The following is a 17,146-nucleotide window of genomic DNA, read 5'->3' on the forward strand; positions in this document are numbered from 1 at the left end:
AATCTATTAGAGGCAATCGTAAGAGCTCATAGCATCGTCTTGATGGAAAGAGTTAAATTAGTTTTTTCTAGGAGGTTATGATGAGGAAATATTCAATCGGATATGCTCTTTTAATTGGCTCTCTGTTTTTATATGCCTGCGAAGATGGGGCTGAAGATTCTCAGGTTGGCGGTACGGATAATAACCTAGAAGAAGAGCAAGAGTTGCCTGAAGATGACGAGAAAAATAATGTCGAAGATGAGCCATTGAATCTGGAAGGAGAAGACCTAACAGAAGAAAGTGATCTAGACAATGAGGAAGTTTCTTCTGATGAAGAGGAGACCGTTAGTGAAGATGTGTACCTCTACTATACGGAGGACACTGAAGAAAGCGATGCCCAAAAATATAAAGAGCATACGACGATTTATGCAGCTACCGAAGATGAATTGTATTGGGCAGCGATTCATACGTGGGCAAGCGATTCAGAACATAAAGTCGGTGATGTCCTTGTCTCCCATGATGTGGAAGTGGATTATGTAAGTGAAAATGATGCGTCGCTGAAGTTTCTTTTTCTGAAGAATTATATGAGATTGATTTCCATTTGCCTTTGAATGATGAGTTCCGAGAGCAAGTGGGGCTTATTATGATGGATTTTGGTTATGAATCTACACAAATTCTAGTCGAAGGTGAAGAACTTGATGGTTTACTCTTCATAGGAGACCAAATTGGTGAAAAGCCGTTCCAGCTTCATGAAGATCGAAAAGAAGAATACGAAGAGCTGAATTAGCTAGGAAATGATAAAGGTAAAGCTGTTTTCTTTGATTGATAGAACTGACGCTTGAGTAGTAACACGATGACTTAATTAGAAAGCAGTGATGAGCATATTTAGTTTATCGATTGTCATTCATGTGTTTGCTGGTTTTGTTGCTTTGTTTACGTTATGGATTCCGTTGCTTGTCAAAAAAGGTGGACGTTCTCATCGTCTTACTGGTTGGGTCTTTACAATCAGCATGTTTATTATTAGCGTCACATCCATTCACTTAGCTTTATACAGAATTTTTATTGATGGAAACAGAGCCAACGAGCAATTTTCTTTTTCCCTTTTTATGATTTTTATTGCAATCTTAAGTTTTGCTACAGCTTATTATGGGCTAAGAGTATTAAAGTTTAAGGCGCATAAGGTAACCACCATAAGACAATTGATTGGCTCGTGTCACTATTACTTTTATTAAGTGCAGCAGCAATGAGCATTTATGGTTTTACTAACAATGATCTGCTTTTAGCGTGGTTTCCATTTCTGGGTATTTTCATTGCTTCCACTCAAATGTTCTATTGGTGGCGTGGCTCCAAATTCAGAAGAAGTTGGGTTGTTGAACATATTACCGGTATGTTGAGTTGCGGTATTTCAACTGTGACGGCTTTTGTTGTTTTCGGAGCGCCGCGTTTATTCTCTTTGGATGAAGCCCCGTTATGGCTGTGGTTCGCACCAACCGTCATTCTCGTTCCGCTGATTATTTACTTTACGACGCTGGAATATCGTAAAGCATCAAGAAAAAAGGGGGCTAAAAAAGCAGCATTGTAATGAGTCTGAATGAGGCGCAGATCAGGTAAATCAACCTGATCTGCGCCTTATTTCTTTTGGAATAAATCATTAAATTTTGAAGGGATGTTAATTTAGTTGTAACCGCACTGCTTAATTCCCGACCTATAAGTAACGCAGCTGCAGAAATGATTTCCAGGAGGTGCATCGCAAATAAAAAAAAGGTGTGACGAATAGTGAAAATCATAACATGATCCGTGCCTGAAAGAAGTGAACTAAATTTTAGGAGGAGATTCGTATGAAGAAGCTGTTAATCCTAGTACCCATGTTTGCGCTTGTAGCGATGCCGCTCGCTGTGCAATCTGTAGAGGCATCATCAGGAAATGAATTAGAAGTTGAACAAGTAAAGGGATCTGACCCTTTAATTACACCAGGGTATAGTCCAATTTTTGAATGGACACCTGAAGAGCAACCAATACTCACAAAGGGACCTGGAGCGTCCTTTGAAAAAGAGTTTTTACAAGTTATGCTGACGCATTTCGGATTTGAAACAGAAATCGATGGGATTTTTGGTGAACATACCGAGCAACAAGTAAAGAATTTGCAAGCAGATCAGGGAATTACTCAAAGTGGAATTGTTGACGTAGACACTTGGACAATTCTGCAAGAAGAGTACGGGGAGAAGATCTTTACTGAAGAGAAAGCCATTACCTTTGCAGAAGAGGCTTTAAATAATGATGACCTTCGATTTGGAATCGTTGGATACAAAGATGTGATACCAGAAAACAGAAGCTATTATAAAGTTCAAGCAAAGAGCCAAGAACTGATTGATAATGGTGGAAGTGGAACAGTTGGATATTATGATGTTTATAATAATGGTGAAGTCGTAGAATCAGACCCTCCAAAGTAAATGGGTTCGATTTTGTGAAGATCGATTTGTAGCGTCGGGCGTGATCCTTTAACAACAAGGATTGCGTCTTTCTTTGTAAATTAGAAAAAAAGAATAATAGTAATTTGGCAACCCTGACATATAAGATGTCAGGGTTGTTGTAATACTATACATAGTAACGGGGGTAATGATATGAGGTTAGAACGTTTATTAGGTGTCGTCATTCATCTAATGTCTATGAATAAGCTAGTTACTGCAACCGATCTATCAAAAAAAATTTGAAGTATCAATTCGAACGATATATCGAGATATTGACTTAATCTCTCAAGCCGGAATTCCAATTGTTTCTCATCCTGGGATGGATGGTGGCTTTCAAATTATGGAGAGTTTCTCAATAAACAAACAGTCTTTTACTTTAGAAGATTTATCGGCTGTTTATCATCTTTTAGCTGAAGTTGGAACTTCGCAATTTCAAAGCATTTCGGAGAAGATCGCTGTTATCCAGCCTATGGTTAAAAAAAGAAGATAACAACATTTTGATGTCGATGAGTCATTCTACAAAAGAACGTTCAACGATCGAGCTGTGGTTACATGCAATCAATCAAAGCAGAGTGATCTCTATGAGCTATGCAGATGCAAAAGGAAATTATTCATGCCGAGAAGTTGAGCCTCGTAATCTTCTTCTTGAAGGTTCTAAATGGTATGGGGAGGCTTATTGCTTAAAGCAAAATGCCGATAGAGTGTTTCTTCTTTCAAGAATCAACGACATTACTATGTTAGATCGACATTTTCAAGTTAGGACGAAGGTTCAGCATAATAACGCTACGCCTAATAAACATCTACACTTACGCTTCACTAAAAACGAAGGCGTCAAACAGAGGGTGGTAGAGCAATTTGAACATATTTCAATAGGTGATGAACACATTGATGTTTATGCTCCTTTATATGACCACAGCTATGCTATATCAGTCGTTCTTAGTTATGGATCTAATGTAGAAATCATTGCCCCTGTAGAGATAAGAAGGGCCTTATTAGAAGAACTGAAAAAAATGAGCACGATATATTTCAAGGGAGAGAACAAATAATGACAATTTTAGTGACTGGAGCAACAGGAACGATCGGTTCACATATGGTAAAAGTCTTAACAGAAAAAGGGTTCAGCGTAAAAGCATTAACGAGGCGTCCGGACGTAGCTCAATTCCCTGCAGGTGTGGAAGTGGTCAAAGGAGACCTTATGGACGCTCAGAGTTACTGCCAGCATTAGAAGGTGTAGATGCAATGTATTTGCTAACTTCAAGTGACCAACTTGAAAACGATCTGAACACGGGTGCTGAAGTTGTTCGTATGGCTGAAGCATCAGGAGTAAATAAAGTTACTCTATTTACCCTCTATGGTGAAGGGACAATTGAAGACGCCATTAAAACAAGTTCAATGAATTGGACGTTTGTACAAGCTGTAGGGTTCATGTCCAATATTCTGGATGATTGGAGTGAGATCATCAAGGGAGGTAAAACTGTAGAAACGTTTTATGGTGATAAGAAAACATCCATGATTCATGAGAAAGACATTTCAGAAGTGATGGTTGAAACGCTCATAAATGAAAAACATAATGGTCAATTTTACACACTTACTGGACCTGAACTCATATCTCAAAGCGATTGTCTGAAACTCATTGGAGAACAAATTGGAAAGCAGATTCCTGTTAAAGAAATGACTGAAAAAGAAGCAAGAGATCATTGGAGGCAAAAAGGGTTCGATGAAGAAAGTATAGAGTTTTTTTGTTCAGATGAGCGTTGAAACACCTGAAGTTGGTTTAAATGTATTACCAACAGTTAAAGAAATCCTAGGAAGAGAAGGAAGGACATTTGAGCAATGGGCAGAAGAAAATAGACAGTATTTTCTTCCTGAGAAGGATGGCAATACAAATGGATGAAATAGCGATTGAAGTGAAAGACCTAGTAAAGTCCTTTGGGAAAGAGCGGGTTGTGGATCATCTTAATTTATCGATTCCAAAAGGAATCGTTTACGGTTTCTTAGGTCCAAATGGCGCGGGGAAAACGACAATGGTACGTATGCTCTCGACATTACTAAAACCAGACCATGGACATGTGAAGGTTCTCGGTTATGATATTGAAAAACAAGCAAGCGAAGTCCGCAAACGGATTAGTTTGACTGGACAGTATGCTTCTGTTGACGAAGACTTAACAGGGTTAGAAAACCTTGTCATGCTTGCTAGATTGTTGGGATATCCAAAGAAACAGGCCAAACAACGGGCCCATGAATTATTGGGAGCATTTCGACTTGAAGATGCAGGAAAAAGGTTGGTGAAGAATTACTCTGGAGGAATGAGGCGCAGAATCGATATTGCAGCAAGCATTATTGTTACTCCAGAAATATTGTTCCTTGATGAACCGACAACAGGTCTAGACCCGGAAAGTCGTAACGAAGTTGGAGTATTATAAGAGCCTTTGTTAAAGGTGGTACAACGGTTATGCTGACTACACAATATTTAGAGGAAGCTGACCAACTAGCAGACCGCATTGCTGTCATTAATCATGGGAAATTAATTGCAGAAGGAACGAGTAATGAGTTAAAAGATTCAGTTGGATTAAGTCGTCTTCATGTCACAATTATGAGTGAAGGAGATGTAATTGAAGCGAAGAATATACTTGAACAACAGCTTACGATAGAAGTTCATATAGAAGGTATGACATTGAATGCTCAAGTGAATACCCCTTCACTGGTGGCTTCTGCACTAGGAGAATTGGCAAACAGACAAATCGAGATTGCTGACTTTTCATTAGGAAGACCTACTCTTGATGAAGCGTTCTTAAACTTGACGAGCGATTCTATAGGAGGAGTGGAAGGATGAGTCATGAAATGGATCATACCCGTATGCAACGTGCGATTTCAGGGGTTAAGCGCCCTGAGGACCCTAGTATGTTGCAAGCTACACTAGCTTTTTCATCAAGAGCTCTTATAAAAATCAAACACGTTCCTGAACAAATGTTTGATGTGACTGTATTCCCAATTATATTCCTCATGATGTTTACGTATTTGTTTGGTGGTGCACTATCAGGTTCAGCAACAGAGTATTTGCAGTATCTTTTACCAGGTATTCTTGTTATGACCGTTATTCAAATCACGATGTATACTGGAACAGAATTAAATAATGATATTAGAAAAGGAATCTTCGATCGTTTCCGAACATTGCCAATATGGCTCCCTTCGACATTAATCGGTTCATTACTTGTCGATGTTATTCGCTATTCAATCGCGATGACAATCATGATTACGTTAGGTGTAATTTTAGGTTTCCGGCCAGATGGTGGTGTAGTAGGTGTTTTACTTGCTGTAGTAACCATTTTATTATTCGCGTTTTGTTTTTCGTGGATTTGGACGACATTAGGTATTGTAATGCGGTCTGATAAGTCCATCATGATGGCTAGTATGATGGTAATATTCCCGCTTACCTTCATAAGTAATGTATTTGTAGATCCGGAGACGCTACCCGGTTGGTTACAAGGGTTCGTAGCAATAAATCCAATCTCTCTACTAACTACGGCTGTTCGAGGATTAATGCACGGAACAGCAACGATACAAGACCTCACCTTAGTGCTTATCGTTGCAGTAATTCTATTCATCATTTTTGCACCGCTTACAATGTTTTTGTTTAGAAATAGCGAGAAAAAAATAGGATAAACCAATCTTCAGTAATTGGGCGCAAGTCAGGGCTTAACGACCTGCTTGTGCCTTTATGTGTAATAAGGTGAGATTGTTGAAAAGGGTGTTTTTGAACCAAGTGCAAGTAGGACTTATTATGATAAGCTTTTATGATGGAATCCATGTAGAATGCTCTTAATGAGAAAGAAATTGTTGGTCTATTGTTTGTAGGGGACCAAGTTATAAAACATCTTTCCCGGTTGCATGGAAATAAAAAAACAATCAGTTCATAAAACGTTTAATCGCCTCAAGACGTGCTTTATGATTACAATCTTCACATGAGAATTTAGTACCTTTTCGCTCTTTTACAAGCTTATAAATAGTAGAGCCTTCATAGACATGGAACGTTCGCTTGCAACTGTAGCAAATTAATTCATAACTGAACATAGCATCCCGTCAACTCCTTATACGGTAATCATTTCCCCCCAGACAGTATAACATTCCCTTCCTTCAATGTTAGATCGAGCTCATTCTAACTTCATAAAAATACCAGAAATGATTAAATTAGTAACTGAACAGCGCTATAATAGAATTACAAAGCTAGTCATGCTCTGTTATAACCAAGAAATCGAAGGAGTACTCTCCATGAAAAAAAGCGGTAACGACTGTTGTAGTAAGTTTATTTATGGTAGTAGTCATCGTATTAATTGTACAATATTCCGCTCCTAAGAGTGCACAAGTGGGCTATGCTGCACCAGATTTTCAAATCAACACGATAAATCATGATCATACCGTAGCGCTTCAAGATTATGATGAAAGCTTTATTATCGTAAATTTATGGGCTTCGTGGTGTGATCAGTGCAAAGATAACTTTCCGTCATTAGAGAAATTGGACAACAAGTATGGTGACGAACAATTAAAGGTTCTAGCAGTTAATGTAGATAGTCTGGAATTTAATGACCATGGAGTATCAGCGTTTTTACAAGAGCAATCCTACAGCATGTCATTTTTACAAAGTAACGAGCTGTTCGAAGAAAGTTATCCTTACTTAACGGGGATTCCTACGACGTATTTTATTGACGAGGATCACATCATCATAGACGCTATTTCTGGTGAGTTGAATCCTAATGGAATCGTGCAAAAAATAGAACATTACTTTGAGTATAGGAATGAATGATTGCTAGGGAACGTAACGGGCTTGGTTTACAAGAAAATTAAGTTGTCATTTTAAGCGCATCGTAAATGATATGATGAGACAAGTTGAATTAGGGGTGAGGAACGTTGCAAACGCGCAGAAAAAATCCCTTGCTGATTTGTTTATCAATACTTTTAACAATCGTAGGTTGTACACTTGTGGCATTGCAGTTGATGAGTCTCATAGGAATCATCGAACGAGCATTTCCATTTATTATTGCAACAGGTATGTTAATAGGACTAGCAGCAATGTTGAATCTTTGCTTATATAATGTCGTGAAGAAACAAAGGTTGTATCAATAATTGAATGAATAATTTGCAAATTAAATTGGTCTAAGGTGACCTTTGCATGGGGCGTGATATAAATGAGAAAAAGTAAATTAGCAATCACTGGAATCATCTGTGTTGTTTCTATATTTGCATTACAAACGTTACTACATAAGGAACCACCAAGCATGCAAGCTGCTATGGATTCATTGTGGGAAACCCATCATGTGCAGAGTATACACGTTGGTGACACAGATCCTGTAATTGCTGTATCGATCTATGATCAAGAAGAGATAGCAAAAGTAGAAAAGTATCTTGAACAGAATCTTTCTAAAGAGAAGTTGGAACATTACAGTCTTCATGTCTTTCTTTATTCGCCAGATGATAAAGAGTTTCGGGACAATGCAAGAGGGTTGTAGCACACATTTATCAATCTATTAATGTGAATGACCTTGAAGAGAGGGGAACAAATGAAGTATTTTTATGGCGCATTAGCAGTACTTGGGACAATACTTCCTTATTCTCAGTTGTTACCGTGGTTATATCACTATGGTTTTAATTTGACGCAATTTTTTTGCTGAAATGAACCAATCGAGAATGGGAGCATTTGCTTGGTGGGATGTAATCATCTCAATTATTGTCGTTATCGGTTTTATCATTTACGAAGGAAAGCGTAAGGGAATGAGGCATCTTTGGATTCCAATTATTGCTTCACTCACGGTTGGTGTTTCCCTGGCCTTGCCCCTATTTCTCCTGTTCCGACAGGTACATTTAGAGAAGCAAGAAAGACATCAAGTGTGAATCCTAAAAAATAAAAACAACTCTGATGAAATGAGCTGCTTTTTTAGGTTGTTTGCTAATTCACTTTACTTCATAATGCAATTCCACAAATTGATTAAAGTGTTGCGTGCCTTTCAATGAAAGGTCTAACGTAAAATCCCCAGCTTTGAATAATGGAATTCCTTTACCGATAATCGTCGGAGCAATTGTGATAATGAATTCATCAATTAACTTCTCTTGAATAAAGCCAGATAGTAATTCTCCTCCACCAACAAGCCAAATGTTTTTGCCTTTATGTTGGTTTAGCTTTTGAACAAAATGATAGACATCTTCATTAACAAACGTTACATGTTCAGTATCAGTAACGGATGAGCGTGTGAATACGTAGCACTTTTTATCTTTATATGGGAATTCTCCAGCTTCTTGATGCATGACCCAGTCGTATGTTCTTTTCCCCATTACAACAGCGTCAATGGTTTCGTAGAACTCCGAAAATCCATTATCTCCTTCGCCCTCTACGTTAAATAACCATTCTAGAGATTCATCTTCTGTAGCAATGTATCCATCTAAACTAGATGCAATAAATGCGACGACTTTTCGATTCATAATCATCACCTTTCTTTTAGTTGTAGATTAAGTATACAATTAAAATATGACACCTTATGTCATATTAAGTGGCTTATTCATAGTATTACCTAAGGGGATTAATCGTATGAGAGCAGATCGATTGATGACAATTATGATTTTGTTGCAAAACAGAGGGAAAATGACAGCAAAGGAATTGGCTGAAGAACTAGAGGTGTCAGATCGAACAATTCTAAGAGATATGGATGCACTAAGCACAGCAGGCATTCCTGTTGTCTCTGATCGGGGAAAAGACGGAGGTTGGCGTTTAGTAGATAACTTTCGTAGTCAGTTAAGTGGGCTCACAATGGACGACTTGAAATCGTTATTTCTTTTCCCTTCAGGAAAAGTACTTGAAGACTTAGGATTACATAGTGGAGCCTTAGACACTCGCCAGAAGTTATTAGCGGCGATCCCAGGAACATTTCGAGGCGAAGCAGAAGCGATCTGGGAAAGAATTCATATCGATTCAAGTACGTGGCGAGCGTCCAAAGAGAACCTTGATGCATTAAAGACCGTTCAACAAGCGGTTTGGGAAAGTAAGAAGTTAATCATTCTCTATGAACGAGCAGATGGGGAGCAAAAAGAACGAGTGGTTGAACCGTTAGGGCTCGTAGCAAAGGGGAATACTTGGTATCTCGTTGCAATAAGAGATTCGGAATTTCGTAATTACAGAGTGTCTCGCATACACAAGGCCATTGTTGAAAACGAAACCTTTATAAGACCAGCTAATTTCATATTGTCTGCGTACTGGGAACAGTCAAAGGAAGAATTCATTCAACGTTTACCAGCCTACGACGTCCAAGTTGAAATTCATCCATCCGTGATGAAGCGGCTATATTTTACGAGTAAGTTTGTTCAAGTGATAAAAAAAGAAAGTTCAAATCCAGATCAGTGGATCGAGGCAACGTTAAGATTTAATGCAGAACAAGAAGCCGTTGAGTATATCGTAGGGTTTGCGAATAAAATGAAGATTATTGCCCCAAAGGATTTGAAAAGTAAAGTGGTATCGTTAGCAAATTCCGTAATTGATTTTTACAAAGAGTAATTAGGAAATCTTCATAAATAAGGATTGGAGGTACACCATTGTTACTGATTTTAAGACTTGTGATAGCCATCGTAGTTGTCGTGTTATCGGTAATTAGTATCATTACTGAAAACTATGATTTTAGCAAGTATACAATAGGGCTTTTAGGGATTATGTTTATCATCATGGGGGTCGATGAATTTAAAAAAAAGATCGTAGTTTTTTTGCGATCTTCTGCTTCCTAGTAGCACTCTTTTCGTTGTACGTTTCAATAAATAACTTCCTAACGAGTTAGAAATGACATGTTGAAAGTTACCCAGTTGTCCAATGAGTAGAGCGTTATGAACTATGGGGGTGGATAAAGATTGGCTCATTTGTCTTTTATTTGATCTTCAATAGCTTGTTTTGTATCGTACTTACTTTTGTTCATGAAACCGGGCATTACCTCCTTGGTAGGTATATAGGAATTCCAAAAGAGAAAATACGCATTAAGATGAAAACGCTTCTACCTCATGTAGCGATTAAGAAACATGGGAATTGGATTTCACCTGTCCAGTATGAAGCATATAAAGAGACTTATTTCGAATACGATCGAGACGGTCATTATTCATTTCGTTTTATTAATGCGGGATTTATTGCGGAATTGGTATTTATATTGGTTTGTGTACCTATCTTCAATGTTGTTATAGGTTATCCTCCGTTAAGCATCTCGTTACTTCTAACAGCACTTGTTATCTACATTGTTTATTTAGGGATGAGCATTGTTATGACGATCAGAACGAGGTATCCTTGGGGAGACTTTGGTGCAATGTGGCACATATCAAAACTTCAATCAGCGATACTCATTATGCTATCAATAGCAATTAAAGCTAGTTTGCTAGTATATTCAATCTCTTTGGTGTGATCCATAGAATAGTAAGCATTGCTATTCACCCCATAACTTGCCGACGATTAACAACCGTAAACCGACAAAAATGAGACCAAAAATAGCACCTGTCAGCACATATACTAAAATTGAAGTAACAGATAGTACGTCACCAAAGAGCATGGACCAAATCATATACAGTAGCGGCATTGCAATTGTTGGGATCAGAATAAAAAGAAGAACGGTCAGAAAACGATTCATACGATCACCTCTTGTTATCCAATACCCGAGTTCACTGAAAAACAATTCGACAAATGATTCAGATGTAAAGGCATAGCACGCCTTGATCTTGACAAGAAACCTACTTTACAATTAAGAGTACGACTCATATAAGGGTGAACCATTTTGAAGAAAACAGATGAAACGGCCTCCTAAATCATTGTAAATCACTAATTTAGGAGGCAAATAAAAATGACATTTAATCCGATTATTCTTGAGAATTGGGAACGCAAAGAATACTTTAATTACTATTTAAATCAACAAACGACATTTAGCATGACAACAGATATAGAGATCAGTTCGTTTAAAGCAGCAATTAAAAGAAAAGGATACAAATTCTACCCAACATTTATTTATATAGTGACAGAAGTCATTAATGCAAATGAATCATTTCGAATAAGTTTCAATGAGGAAGGCAAGCTCGGATATTGGGAGAAATTAATTCCCCTCTATACCGTTTTTGATGATCAAAAACAATCGTTTTCTAACCTTTGGACAGAATCAACGAGCAACGTTTTAACTTTCCAAGAAGACTATGATCGTGATGTGGTCGAGTACAATCACATGGGTGGTCTATTTCCCAAGACCCCGATCCCAGCCAATACATTTCCGATATCAATGATTCCATGGAACTCTTTTAGTGGATTTAATTTGAATGTCGGTGATGGTGGCAATTTCTTATTGCCAATTATTACGGCGGGAAAATATTATTCTAAAGCTACAGCAACGTATTTGCCAGTTTCATTACAAGTGCATCACGCGGTTTGTGATGGCTATCATGCAGCTTCATTTTTGAATCAATTGCAAGAATTAGCGAATACCACAAATGAATGGCTATAAAGGAATTAGAAAACAGCTGTGTTTGTTCACAGCTGTTTTCTAATGAAGGAGCGAGCGGTAGGACTATTACGTAGGTTCTTTAGTCTTTAGTTACCTATCTACATATGTTAAGATAAAATAAATAATATTCTGTTAATTTAGCTCGGAAAAGCCTTTTATTTATGGAGGTATAAACAGATGAGTAACGCAACAAACAAAAAAAACAAAGGCGACAAAGAAGGATTGGTTCTCAGTGTTAGCTGAAATCGCTGTTTATGTTGGAGCGTTTATTCGTGGTTTCTTTAAGTAACAATCCAATCGTAATGAAAATCACTGCTGAGAGTATGGCAGTGATTTTCATTTGAAAGGAAGGTTTTCACATGGACGATGGAGTTGTGTTGGTAGGCCGGGAGTCAGAAGTCTTGTTAGGGGGTAAAAATGGATTTAACATCATTAATCTTAAGCTCCATCTTGCAAGTGTTGCTCTTTACTTCTATTCCATTTATTTTTTTGGCTGTTAACCGCAAGAAAAGACGTAAAGTTCTTTGGCTACATTGGCTTACATCGAATAAAGATGAATACGTCTGTTTTAAAATATATTGCGTACCTCATAGGAATGATTTTCCTTATGCTAGCTATTATCGGGTTGATGGCAGTCAGTGGATTGAGTGATTCCAGTGGCATTGCAATCGCACAATTCGCAGGATACGGTATCGTAGCAATCATCCCGGCGTTGTTTTATGCATTTATCCAAACTGGTTTATCCGAAGAGATTTTTTTTCGTGGATTTGTTGCGAAGAGGCTTATAAACAAGCTAGGTTTTCGTTTAGGCAACTTCGTGCAAGCATTCATTTTTGGAGTCGTGCACGGCATCATGTTTATTTTTATCACTAACTTCTTAGTAGCAATGATGATTATTACCGTAACAGGCGTTTGTGCTTATCTTTTAGGTTGGATGAACGAAATGAAGTCTGGAGGATCGATTTTACCGAGTTGGTTAATCCATTCAGCCGGCAACTTTATTGGCGCGATTTTTATTATGTTTAACATCATATAAAAGGGAGACGTGAAGATGGAAGTATGGGACGCGATCACGAACTACCGCACTGATTTGAATCTTGGAGATGTTGAGAAAATTAATGGTTGGGTTTCAGAGAATTTTATAGGGTACTTTGGGTATTACAATGATGTTGATTATCGTGTGTATCATGGGCAGGAATATCGTGATGACAATAAACAAACCTTTTTAGGGTATAAAGGGAAAAATGCTACGTTCGAGTACAATGACCTTACATATAACTTGAGGAAGAACGATGAATTGATTTTGACAGCAACGATTGATTTCTATCTTGAAGGTCAGAAGCAAACGACTGTGTTGACAGTAGAGGTATTCAAAAAAGAAACGATAGGCTGGAAGCTTTATCGTCAACATATGGAACATTACGGATAATTAGTTGGCTAGCACGGATTTATCCTACTATTCTCATTACGTAAACAATTAATGGTAGTATAGTAGTATATTTTATGAAAAGGATGATCCGATGTTTAACCCTAAATTTCACTCAAAAGAAGGTTACGATCAAGCAATTGGAGAACTCGTTTACATGCTCGAATTAACAAGAACGATGACAGAATTTGAACTTGCTGAGTTAACAACGAATGAATTGGATTTTCTTCATGATCAAAATAGTAACTCAATTGGCATGTTACTTTCACATATGGCATCGATTGAATATTTACACCAAGTCATGTCGTTTGAAGATCGCATGTTCAATGAGCAAGAAGAGAAAGAATGGACAGCGGCCCTACAAATGGGCGAGCAAGGAAGAACAGAGATTCATTCTAATGATTTGCCGTACTATTTAGAAAAACTGAGTAAGGTAAGGCAAGTGACTTACGATTTCCTTAAAGAGCAAGATGACCAATGGCTTTATGAAGAAAGGCATTTTCCAGATGGAACACCGTACAATTACTATTATTTATGGTTTCATGTTATTGAAGATGAAATCAGTCATAGAGGTCAGATAAAATTAATTAGACGTTTAATAAAAGAAAAGGCGACCGTAAATTAAACACATTCAGCAACTGAGCGCAAGTAAGGCTTAAGAGTCTGGTTGCGCTTATTATTTGATTGATTTAACGGCATAATGTAATAGGGGTGATGTCATGGAATTACTTGAAAAAGGTAAGGCAATCAGCGTGTATTATCGTAACAATCCAAACGTTGATTTAGTCATGATTGCAGGTTCGGTATCACGAGGCTGGGCGGATCACTTATCGGATATTGAGATCTATGTGCTTTGGAATGAAGCTCCAACAGACGATGATCGAAAGAAGCCAATAAAAGAATTACAAGGAGAATTAATCGAGTTTCACCCCTTTGAAGAAGATGAATGGTCAGAAAGTTATGTGAGTTCGCATGTGAAGCATGAAATTAGCAACTTTTTAACTTATCGTGTACGAGAAATTGTACACGAAGTTACAAAGGAATATGACACTTCAATAGATAAGCAATTAATAGTCTCGAGTATTAAAAGTGGCATTCCAGTCTTAGGGAATGAATTGCACGATGAACTTGTGGCACAAGTAACCCCATACCCTAGAGAACTAACGATCGCGATGATACATAAGTATATGAAACTAACGAATCGATGGAATCATCGTGAAGCGTTGATGAAAAGAGATGATTGGTTCATATTGAAACAAGTCATCAGTCAGTTCAACTGAATTATAACTGTATGTTCTATGCCATCAATCAAGAATACATCCAACACCCGGTCTTTAAATGGAACAGTCAGGTAACCAGTCAATTCAGGCTCAAACCTAACAACTTAGAAGAGCGACTAGAAAGGATTAATTTCAGTCCACTTGAAGACAGTATCGTAGAATTAGAGTTGCTTCTAGATGAGTTGTATCTGCTGGTTGAGAATCATTATCCAGAAGTGGTCCTAGAGAATAATAACAGTTCGTAAGCAACTTTAGAAAAGTTAACTACGTAAGGCAAAGAAGCAAGTTATTCATTATTGAATGACTTGCTTCTTTATTAGTCCGTTAGCAGCGCTATTCGACATTAATAAAAAAAAGTACTCACATAGAGGGCGATGATTATAAGTAAGAACGTATTCATAATCACACCAAGAATTCCTAATATTTTTCCACCGATCGCAGCTGAAGTCTTCTTTCCGTTAGAATACGTAATGGCTTTAATGTCAAAAACGATTCCAATGTAAGGGATGAGTAAAGATAATACACCTAAGACGAATGCTTTACGGTCGTCTTCTAGAAATCTTAGAGGAGATCTAAGAATAGGAACACCTCCAAAGTCTATGGCTGATAACAGCAAAGGACCAAGTATGAGTGCAAAGGAAATTACGGAGTAAATCGCTTACTTTTGCTTAACAAAATATCGATATAATCGAATGATGAGGACGATAATTAGGATAAGAATTATGAAAGCGATCACTGAGGTAAGGACGGCTCCCCAGTCAATGCCAGTACTTAATACTTCGATTTTATCTTCTCCTTTTGAACGAATCATTGAGATAATTGTAACAAACAAGAATATGGTTATGTGTTTTATCGGTGATCTAGAAAGGGACGATTTGAAAGGTTCATGCTCTCTATACCTAAGAGTAGTGGGAGTAGTATGACAATAACTCCAATAATCATGATGATGCTACCGAATAACCTCGAGAAGAAGTCGTCTGTAAAGGTCATCACTTGTTTTAAACAAGTCAACGACACCGGGAGCTTAGGTATCGTTGCTTTTTCTAAAATAATGTATTAATATTTAATAAACTGATCGGTCAGTTTACTGTGCTAATCATTAACATTGAAGGGGAATATTCATTATGGCTCGACCAGTAGGACAAGGAGAACAGACAAAGAAACGTATTGCGGAAAAAGCAAAGGTGATTTTTGAACGTAAAGGGTACGCGGCAACTTCGATGGAAGATATTCGTGAGTATTCTCAGATAAGCAAAGGCAGCATCTATTATCATTTTAAGAGTAAGGAAGAGCTCTTTTTGTATACCGTTGAGAAGGCGTCTGAATCATGGAGAATGGAGTGGGAGAAAGAAGCCAATCAACTTGCTACAGCAACCGAGAAACTATACCTTCTCGCTCGATTTTATGCTTCGGATATGCAAAATCCGATTTCAAAAATTGTACCTGAATATATGGGTTCGGAGAATATCGAAGAATGGTGAAAGAAAAGCTGATCCATCTTGTTCAACCGGAGTATGATGTTTTTTATGAAATTATAAATGAAGGTATACGCAATCAAGAGTTTGTGAGTAATAAAACGGTCGAAGATATCTCGCATATTCTTTATAGTACACTCACAGGTATGAGTATTACACAGTTCCTTGGTTACGATGAGGAGAAGTTCTATTTGCTTTATCAGAATGCGATCGAAATCTTTTTGAATGGGATTGAAAAATAAACCCTATGCCTCATAATCGTGAGGCTATTTTTCTCGAAGTTAATAAACCGAACGGTCAGTTTATTTAAATGTGAAAGGAGAATTTTATGTCTGCAATCGTTTTGTATATCATTGTTTTCATTATTGCAGCTACACCCTTTTTAGAATCGACGTTAATTATTCCTATAGGGATATTGACAGGCTTAATCCATGGAGTGTTACCATGATTAGTATCATTGGGAATTTAATGACCTTTTTAATCGCAATTACCCTGTCTGAGCAATTTATAAAATGGTTAGAAAATCGATCGAAAAACAAAAAGAATGAAAAGAGCGATAAAAAGAAAAAAGCAGTTAAACTTTTGAAACGATACGGATTACCTGGTCTTGCAGCCATTCATCCTGTGACGGTTGGAAGTAGTCATGCAACGGCTTTAATTGCTCGTTCATTAGGAGCCTCTAAAAAGTCCACAACATTATGGATCGGTGGAAGTATCATCGTTTGGGCGATTGTTTTTGCTGTGCTTTCAATTGTTGGCGCAGATTTTATATACTCTCAAATCGATTCCGATGGACTTCTTAATCGTTGGTTCAATTTAAATTAATCTTAATGCAAATCAGTATCATAGAATAAAGCAAAGGCTACTTCAGGTCCAATCATGACCTGAAGTAGCCTTTTATCAATCGTGTTATTCTGGTTTAGGTTCTTTCCAGCCTCTGCTAAATAAATAGCGATCGCCTTTTTCTAGCGGTCCGTTTTTCATAAACAGATAAGAAAGCAGTACAAATAGTGCAGAT

Annotated in this window: 31 protein-coding genes and 2 pseudogenes; 30 read left to right on the plus strand and 3 right to left on the minus strand. The window is 37.6% G+C overall.

Translation table 11 applies throughout. The annotated features are described in order from the left end of the window. Window positions 1–80 precede the first annotated feature (80 nt). From JCM19055_RS14080 to JCM19055_RS14130, 19 genes and pseudogenes are all read left to right on the plus strand, one after another. Window positions 81–590, plus strand: coding sequence for a hypothetical protein (locus tag JCM19055_RS14080; RefSeq protein WP_042360170.1), 510 nt, complete (start codon window positions 81–83; stop codon window positions 588–590). Then, the gene (locus JCM19055_RS27460) at window positions 587–766 is read left to right on the plus strand and encodes a hypothetical protein (RefSeq protein ID WP_265182184.1); all 180 of its coding nucleotides are present in this window, start codon (window positions 587–589) and stop codon (window positions 764–766) included. The genes JCM19055_RS14080 and JCM19055_RS27460 overlap by 4 nt, the downstream gene beginning before the upstream one ends. An 88-nt stretch (window positions 767–854) precedes the next feature. Continuing rightward, window positions 855–1,211: a hypothetical protein gene (locus tag JCM19055_RS24170; protein WP_052366366.1), complete on the plus strand. Its 357-nt coding sequence runs from the start codon at window positions 855–857 to the stop codon at window positions 1,209–1,211. After that, window positions 1,190–1,561: a hypothetical protein gene (locus tag JCM19055_RS24175; RefSeq protein ID WP_052366368.1), complete on the plus strand. Its 372-nt coding sequence runs from the start codon at window positions 1,190–1,192 to the stop codon at window positions 1,559–1,561. The genes JCM19055_RS24170 and JCM19055_RS24175 overlap by 22 nt, the downstream gene beginning before the upstream one ends. Before the next feature lie 256 nt (window positions 1,562–1,817). Then, window positions 1,818–2,429: a peptidoglycan-binding protein gene (locus tag JCM19055_RS14090; protein WP_042360171.1), complete on the plus strand. Its 612-nt coding sequence runs from the start codon at window positions 1,818–1,820 to the stop codon at window positions 2,427–2,429. A 241-nt stretch (window positions 2,430–2,670) separates the two neighbouring features. Then, window positions 2,671–2,766: pseudogene (locus JCM19055_RS31955) on the plus strand (HTH domain-containing protein); the annotation flags it as partial. After that, complete coding sequence (locus tag JCM19055_RS29895) at window positions 2,767–2,937, plus strand: hypothetical protein (RefSeq protein WP_265182185.1); 171 nt, start codon at window positions 2,767–2,769, stop codon at window positions 2,935–2,937. It begins immediately after the preceding pseudogene. Between the two features lie 16 nt (window positions 2,938–2,953). Next, the gene (locus JCM19055_RS24180) at window positions 2,954–3,493 is read left to right on the plus strand and encodes a YafY family protein (protein WP_265182186.1); all 540 of its coding nucleotides are present in this window, start codon (window positions 2,954–2,956) and stop codon (window positions 3,491–3,493) included. Next, entirely contained in the window at window positions 3,493–3,672 is a 180-nt protein-coding gene (locus tag JCM19055_RS24185) for an SDR family oxidoreductase (RefSeq protein ID WP_052366371.1), read from the plus strand. Before JCM19055_RS24180 ends, JCM19055_RS24185 begins: the two co-directional genes overlap by 1 nt. A gap of 14 nt (window positions 3,673–3,686) precedes the next feature. After that, a complete protein-coding gene (locus tag JCM19055_RS24190) occupies window positions 3,687–4,205 on the plus strand; it encodes an NmrA family NAD(P)-binding protein (RefSeq protein WP_052366373.1) in 519 nt (172 codons plus the stop codon). Continuing rightward, a complete protein-coding gene (locus JCM19055_RS27465) occupies window positions 4,195–4,341 on the plus strand; it encodes a hypothetical protein (RefSeq protein ID WP_193745441.1) in 147 nt (48 codons plus the stop codon). The genes JCM19055_RS24190 and JCM19055_RS27465 overlap by 11 nt, the downstream gene beginning before the upstream one ends. After that, window positions 4,334–4,870 carry an ATP-binding cassette domain-containing protein gene (locus tag JCM19055_RS31960; RefSeq protein ID WP_370543156.1) on the plus strand — a complete coding sequence of 179 codons (537 nt, stop codon included), beginning with the start codon at window positions 4,334–4,336 and terminating at the stop codon, window positions 4,868–4,870. Before JCM19055_RS27465 ends, JCM19055_RS31960 begins: the two co-directional genes overlap by 8 nt. Window positions 4,871–4,899: 29 nt before the next feature. Next, window positions 4,900–5,280 (plus strand): DUF4162 domain-containing protein, encoded by a 381-nt coding sequence (locus JCM19055_RS31965; RefSeq protein ID WP_370543157.1) that lies wholly within the window; start codon window positions 4,900–4,902, stop codon window positions 5,278–5,280. After that, the gene (locus tag JCM19055_RS14110) at window positions 5,277–6,110 is read left to right on the plus strand and encodes an ABC transporter permease (RefSeq protein ID WP_042360172.1); all 834 of its coding nucleotides are present in this window, start codon (window positions 5,277–5,279) and stop codon (window positions 6,108–6,110) included. The genes JCM19055_RS31965 and JCM19055_RS14110 overlap by 4 nt, the downstream gene beginning before the upstream one ends. Before the next feature lie 646 nt (window positions 6,111–6,756). After that, window positions 6,757–7,248, plus strand: coding sequence for a TlpA disulfide reductase family protein (locus JCM19055_RS14115; RefSeq protein WP_081833722.1), 492 nt, complete (start codon window positions 6,757–6,759; stop codon window positions 7,246–7,248). 191 nt (window positions 7,249–7,439) lie between these two features. Continuing rightward, a complete protein-coding gene (locus JCM19055_RS27470; RefSeq protein WP_265182187.1) occupies window positions 7,440–7,568 on the plus strand; it encodes a hypothetical protein in 129 nt (42 codons plus the stop codon). Between the two features lie 62 nt (window positions 7,569–7,630). After that, window positions 7,631–7,951, plus strand: a complete 321-nt coding sequence (locus JCM19055_RS14125) for a hypothetical protein (protein ID WP_042360175.1) — start codon at window positions 7,631–7,633, stop codon at window positions 7,949–7,951. Window positions 7,952–8,002: 51 nt separating this feature from the next. Then, complete coding sequence (locus JCM19055_RS31970) at window positions 8,003–8,113, plus strand: DUF2834 domain-containing protein (protein WP_370543158.1); 111 nt, start codon at window positions 8,003–8,005, stop codon at window positions 8,111–8,113. Between the two features lies 1 nt (window position 8,114). Continuing rightward, window positions 8,115–8,333, plus strand: a complete 219-nt coding sequence (locus JCM19055_RS14130; protein WP_265182188.1) for a DUF2834 domain-containing protein — start codon at window positions 8,115–8,117, stop codon at window positions 8,331–8,333. Between the two features lie 60 nt (window positions 8,334–8,393). Here JCM19055_RS14130 and JCM19055_RS14135 read toward each other — a convergent pair whose 3' ends face one another. Next, complete coding sequence (locus tag JCM19055_RS14135; RefSeq protein WP_042360176.1) at window positions 8,394–8,924, minus strand: dihydrofolate reductase family protein; 531 nt, start codon at window positions 8,922–8,924, stop codon at window positions 8,394–8,396. 100 nt (window positions 8,925–9,024) lie between these two features. On the opposite strand from JCM19055_RS14135, the gene JCM19055_RS14140 reads away from it, so the two are divergent. The 3 genes and pseudogenes from JCM19055_RS14140 (at window position 9,025) to JCM19055_RS14150 (ending at window position 10,867) form a co-directional block, all read left to right on the plus strand. Next, entirely contained in the window at window positions 9,025–9,984 is a 960-nt protein-coding gene (locus JCM19055_RS14140) for a YafY family protein (RefSeq protein ID WP_042360177.1), read from the plus strand. Window positions 9,985–10,174: 190 nt separating this feature from the next. Beyond that, window positions 10,175–10,258, plus strand: a pseudogene (locus JCM19055_RS31975) (hypothetical protein); the annotation flags it as partial. Between the two features lie 198 nt (window positions 10,259–10,456). Continuing rightward, window positions 10,457–10,867, plus strand: coding sequence for a hypothetical protein (locus JCM19055_RS14150; RefSeq protein ID WP_152549902.1), 411 nt, complete (start codon window positions 10,457–10,459; stop codon window positions 10,865–10,867). A gap of 21 nt (window positions 10,868–10,888) precedes the next feature. Here JCM19055_RS14150 and JCM19055_RS14155 read toward each other — a convergent pair whose 3' ends face one another. Continuing rightward, on the minus strand, window positions 10,889–11,089 hold the full coding sequence (locus JCM19055_RS14155; RefSeq protein ID WP_042360180.1) for a hypothetical protein: 201 nt from the start codon (window positions 11,087–11,089) through the stop codon (window positions 10,889–10,891). Between the two features lie 210 nt (window positions 11,090–11,299). On the opposite strand from JCM19055_RS14155, the gene catA reads away from it, so the two are divergent. The 5 genes from catA (at window position 11,300) to JCM19055_RS14180 (ending at window position 14,653) form a co-directional block, all read left to right on the plus strand. Continuing rightward, window positions 11,300–11,947, plus strand: coding sequence for a type A chloramphenicol O-acetyltransferase (catA, locus tag JCM19055_RS14160; RefSeq protein ID WP_042360181.1), 648 nt, complete (start codon window positions 11,300–11,302; stop codon window positions 11,945–11,947). 607 nt (window positions 11,948–12,554) lie between these two features. After that, window positions 12,555–12,983, plus strand: coding sequence for a CPBP family intramembrane glutamic endopeptidase (locus tag JCM19055_RS14165; protein WP_052366375.1), 429 nt, complete (start codon window positions 12,555–12,557; stop codon window positions 12,981–12,983). Between the two features lie 15 nt (window positions 12,984–12,998). Further along, window positions 12,999–13,376, plus strand: a complete 378-nt coding sequence (locus JCM19055_RS14170; protein ID WP_152549903.1) for a DUF4440 domain-containing protein — start codon at window positions 12,999–13,001, stop codon at window positions 13,374–13,376. A 91-nt stretch (window positions 13,377–13,467) separates the two neighbouring features. Then, a complete protein-coding gene (locus tag JCM19055_RS14175; protein WP_042360183.1) occupies window positions 13,468–13,998 on the plus strand; it encodes a DinB family protein in 531 nt (176 codons plus the stop codon). Between the two features lie 94 nt (window positions 13,999–14,092). Then, entirely contained in the window at window positions 14,093–14,653 is a 561-nt protein-coding gene (locus JCM19055_RS14180; protein ID WP_052366377.1) for a hypothetical protein, read from the plus strand. 343 nt (window positions 14,654–14,996) lie between these two features. Here JCM19055_RS14180 and JCM19055_RS14185 read toward each other — a convergent pair whose 3' ends face one another. Next, window positions 14,997–15,269, minus strand: a complete 273-nt coding sequence (locus JCM19055_RS14185; protein ID WP_042360184.1) for a hypothetical protein — start codon at window positions 15,267–15,269, stop codon at window positions 14,997–14,999. A gap of 508 nt (window positions 15,270–15,777) precedes the next feature. On the opposite strand from JCM19055_RS14185, the gene JCM19055_RS14195 reads away from it, so the two are divergent. The 3 genes from JCM19055_RS14195 to JCM19055_RS14200 all read left to right on the plus strand — a co-directional run bounded on the left by JCM19055_RS14195 (window position 15,778) and on the right by JCM19055_RS14200 (window position 16,953). Then, complete coding sequence (locus JCM19055_RS14195; RefSeq protein WP_052366378.1) at window positions 15,778–16,134, plus strand: TetR/AcrR family transcriptional regulator; 357 nt, start codon at window positions 15,778–15,780, stop codon at window positions 16,132–16,134. Then, a complete protein-coding gene (locus JCM19055_RS24195) occupies window positions 16,128–16,370 on the plus strand; it encodes a TetR family transcriptional regulator C-terminal domain-containing protein (protein ID WP_052366380.1) in 243 nt (80 codons plus the stop codon). Before JCM19055_RS14195 ends, JCM19055_RS24195 begins: the two co-directional genes overlap by 7 nt. 70 nt (window positions 16,371–16,440) lie before the next feature. Then, entirely contained in the window at window positions 16,441–16,953 is a 513-nt protein-coding gene (locus JCM19055_RS14200) for a small multi-drug export protein (protein WP_265182189.1), read from the plus strand. Window positions 16,954–17,146 lie beyond the last annotated feature (193 nt).

It is taken from the genome of Geomicrobium sp. JCM 19055 (assembly GCF_000698185.1).
GTDB lineage: Bacteria > Bacillota > Bacilli > Bacillales > Marinococcaceae > Geomicrobium_A > Geomicrobium_A sediminis.

Coding starts and splice junctions, on each gene's coding strand:
- JCM19055_RS14080 (WP_042360170.1), top strand. CDS start 81: ATGAGGAAATATTCAATCGGATATGCTCTTTTAATTGGCTCTCTGTTT.
- JCM19055_RS24170 (WP_052366366.1), top strand. CDS start 855: ATGAGCATATTTAGTTTATCGATTGTCATTCATGTGTTTGCTGGTTTT.
- JCM19055_RS14090 (WP_042360171.1), top strand. CDS start 1,818: ATGAAGAAGCTGTTAATCCTAGTACCCATGTTTGCGCTTGTAGCGATG.
- JCM19055_RS29895 (WP_265182185.1), top strand. CDS start 2,767: ATGGATGGTGGCTTTCAAATTATGGAGAGTTTCTCAATAAACAAACAG.
- JCM19055_RS24180 (WP_265182186.1), top strand. CDS start 2,954: ATGAGTCATTCTACAAAAGAACGTTCAACGATCGAGCTGTGGTTACAT.
- JCM19055_RS24185 (WP_052366371.1), top strand. CDS start 3,493: ATGACAATTTTAGTGACTGGAGCAACAGGAACGATCGGTTCACATATG.
- JCM19055_RS24190 (WP_052366373.1), top strand. CDS start 3,687: ATGTATTTGCTAACTTCAAGTGACCAACTTGAAAACGATCTGAACACG.
- JCM19055_RS27465 (WP_193745441.1), top strand. CDS start 4,195: ATGAGCGTTGAAACACCTGAAGTTGGTTTAAATGTATTACCAACAGTT.
- JCM19055_RS31960 (WP_370543156.1), top strand. CDS start 4,334: ATGGATGAAATAGCGATTGAAGTGAAAGACCTAGTAAAGTCCTTTGGG.
- JCM19055_RS31965 (WP_370543157.1), top strand. CDS start 4,900: ATGCTGACTACACAATATTTAGAGGAAGCTGACCAACTAGCAGACCGC.
- JCM19055_RS14110 (WP_042360172.1), top strand. CDS start 5,277: ATGAGTCATGAAATGGATCATACCCGTATGCAACGTGCGATTTCAGGG.
- JCM19055_RS14115 (WP_081833722.1), top strand. CDS start 6,757: ATGGTAGTAGTCATCGTATTAATTGTACAATATTCCGCTCCTAAGAGT.
- JCM19055_RS27470 (WP_265182187.1), top strand. CDS start 7,440: ATGAGTCTCATAGGAATCATCGAACGAGCATTTCCATTTATTATTGCA.
- JCM19055_RS14125 (WP_042360175.1), top strand. CDS start 7,631: ATGAGAAAAAGTAAATTAGCAATCACTGGAATCATCTGTGTTGTTTCT.
- JCM19055_RS31970 (WP_370543158.1), top strand. CDS start 8,003: ATGAAGTATTTTTATGGCGCATTAGCAGTACTTGGGACAATACTTCCT.
- JCM19055_RS14130 (WP_265182188.1), top strand. CDS start 8,115: ATGAACCAATCGAGAATGGGAGCATTTGCTTGGTGGGATGTAATCATC.
- JCM19055_RS14135 (WP_042360176.1), bottom strand. CDS start 8,924: ATGATTATGAATCGAAAAGTCGTCGCATTTATTGCATCTAGTTTAGAT.
- JCM19055_RS14140 (WP_042360177.1), top strand. CDS start 9,025: ATGAGAGCAGATCGATTGATGACAATTATGATTTTGTTGCAAAACAGA.
- JCM19055_RS14150 (WP_152549902.1), top strand. CDS start 10,457: ATGAAAACGCTTCTACCTCATGTAGCGATTAAGAAACATGGGAATTGG.
- JCM19055_RS14155 (WP_042360180.1), bottom strand. CDS start 11,089: ATGAATCGTTTTCTGACCGTTCTTCTTTTTATTCTGATCCCAACAATT.
- catA (WP_042360181.1), top strand. CDS start 11,300: ATGACATTTAATCCGATTATTCTTGAGAATTGGGAACGCAAAGAATAC.
- JCM19055_RS14165 (WP_052366375.1), top strand. CDS start 12,555: ATGCTAGCTATTATCGGGTTGATGGCAGTCAGTGGATTGAGTGATTCC.
- JCM19055_RS14170 (WP_152549903.1), top strand. CDS start 12,999: ATGGAAGTATGGGACGCGATCACGAACTACCGCACTGATTTGAATCTT.
- JCM19055_RS14175 (WP_042360183.1), top strand. CDS start 13,468: ATGTTTAACCCTAAATTTCACTCAAAAGAAGGTTACGATCAAGCAATT.
- JCM19055_RS14180 (WP_052366377.1), top strand. CDS start 14,093: ATGGAATTACTTGAAAAAGGTAAGGCAATCAGCGTGTATTATCGTAAC.
- JCM19055_RS14195 (WP_052366378.1), top strand. CDS start 15,778: ATGGCTCGACCAGTAGGACAAGGAGAACAGACAAAGAAACGTATTGCG.
- JCM19055_RS24195 (WP_052366380.1), top strand. CDS start 16,128: ATGGTGAAAGAAAAGCTGATCCATCTTGTTCAACCGGAGTATGATGTT.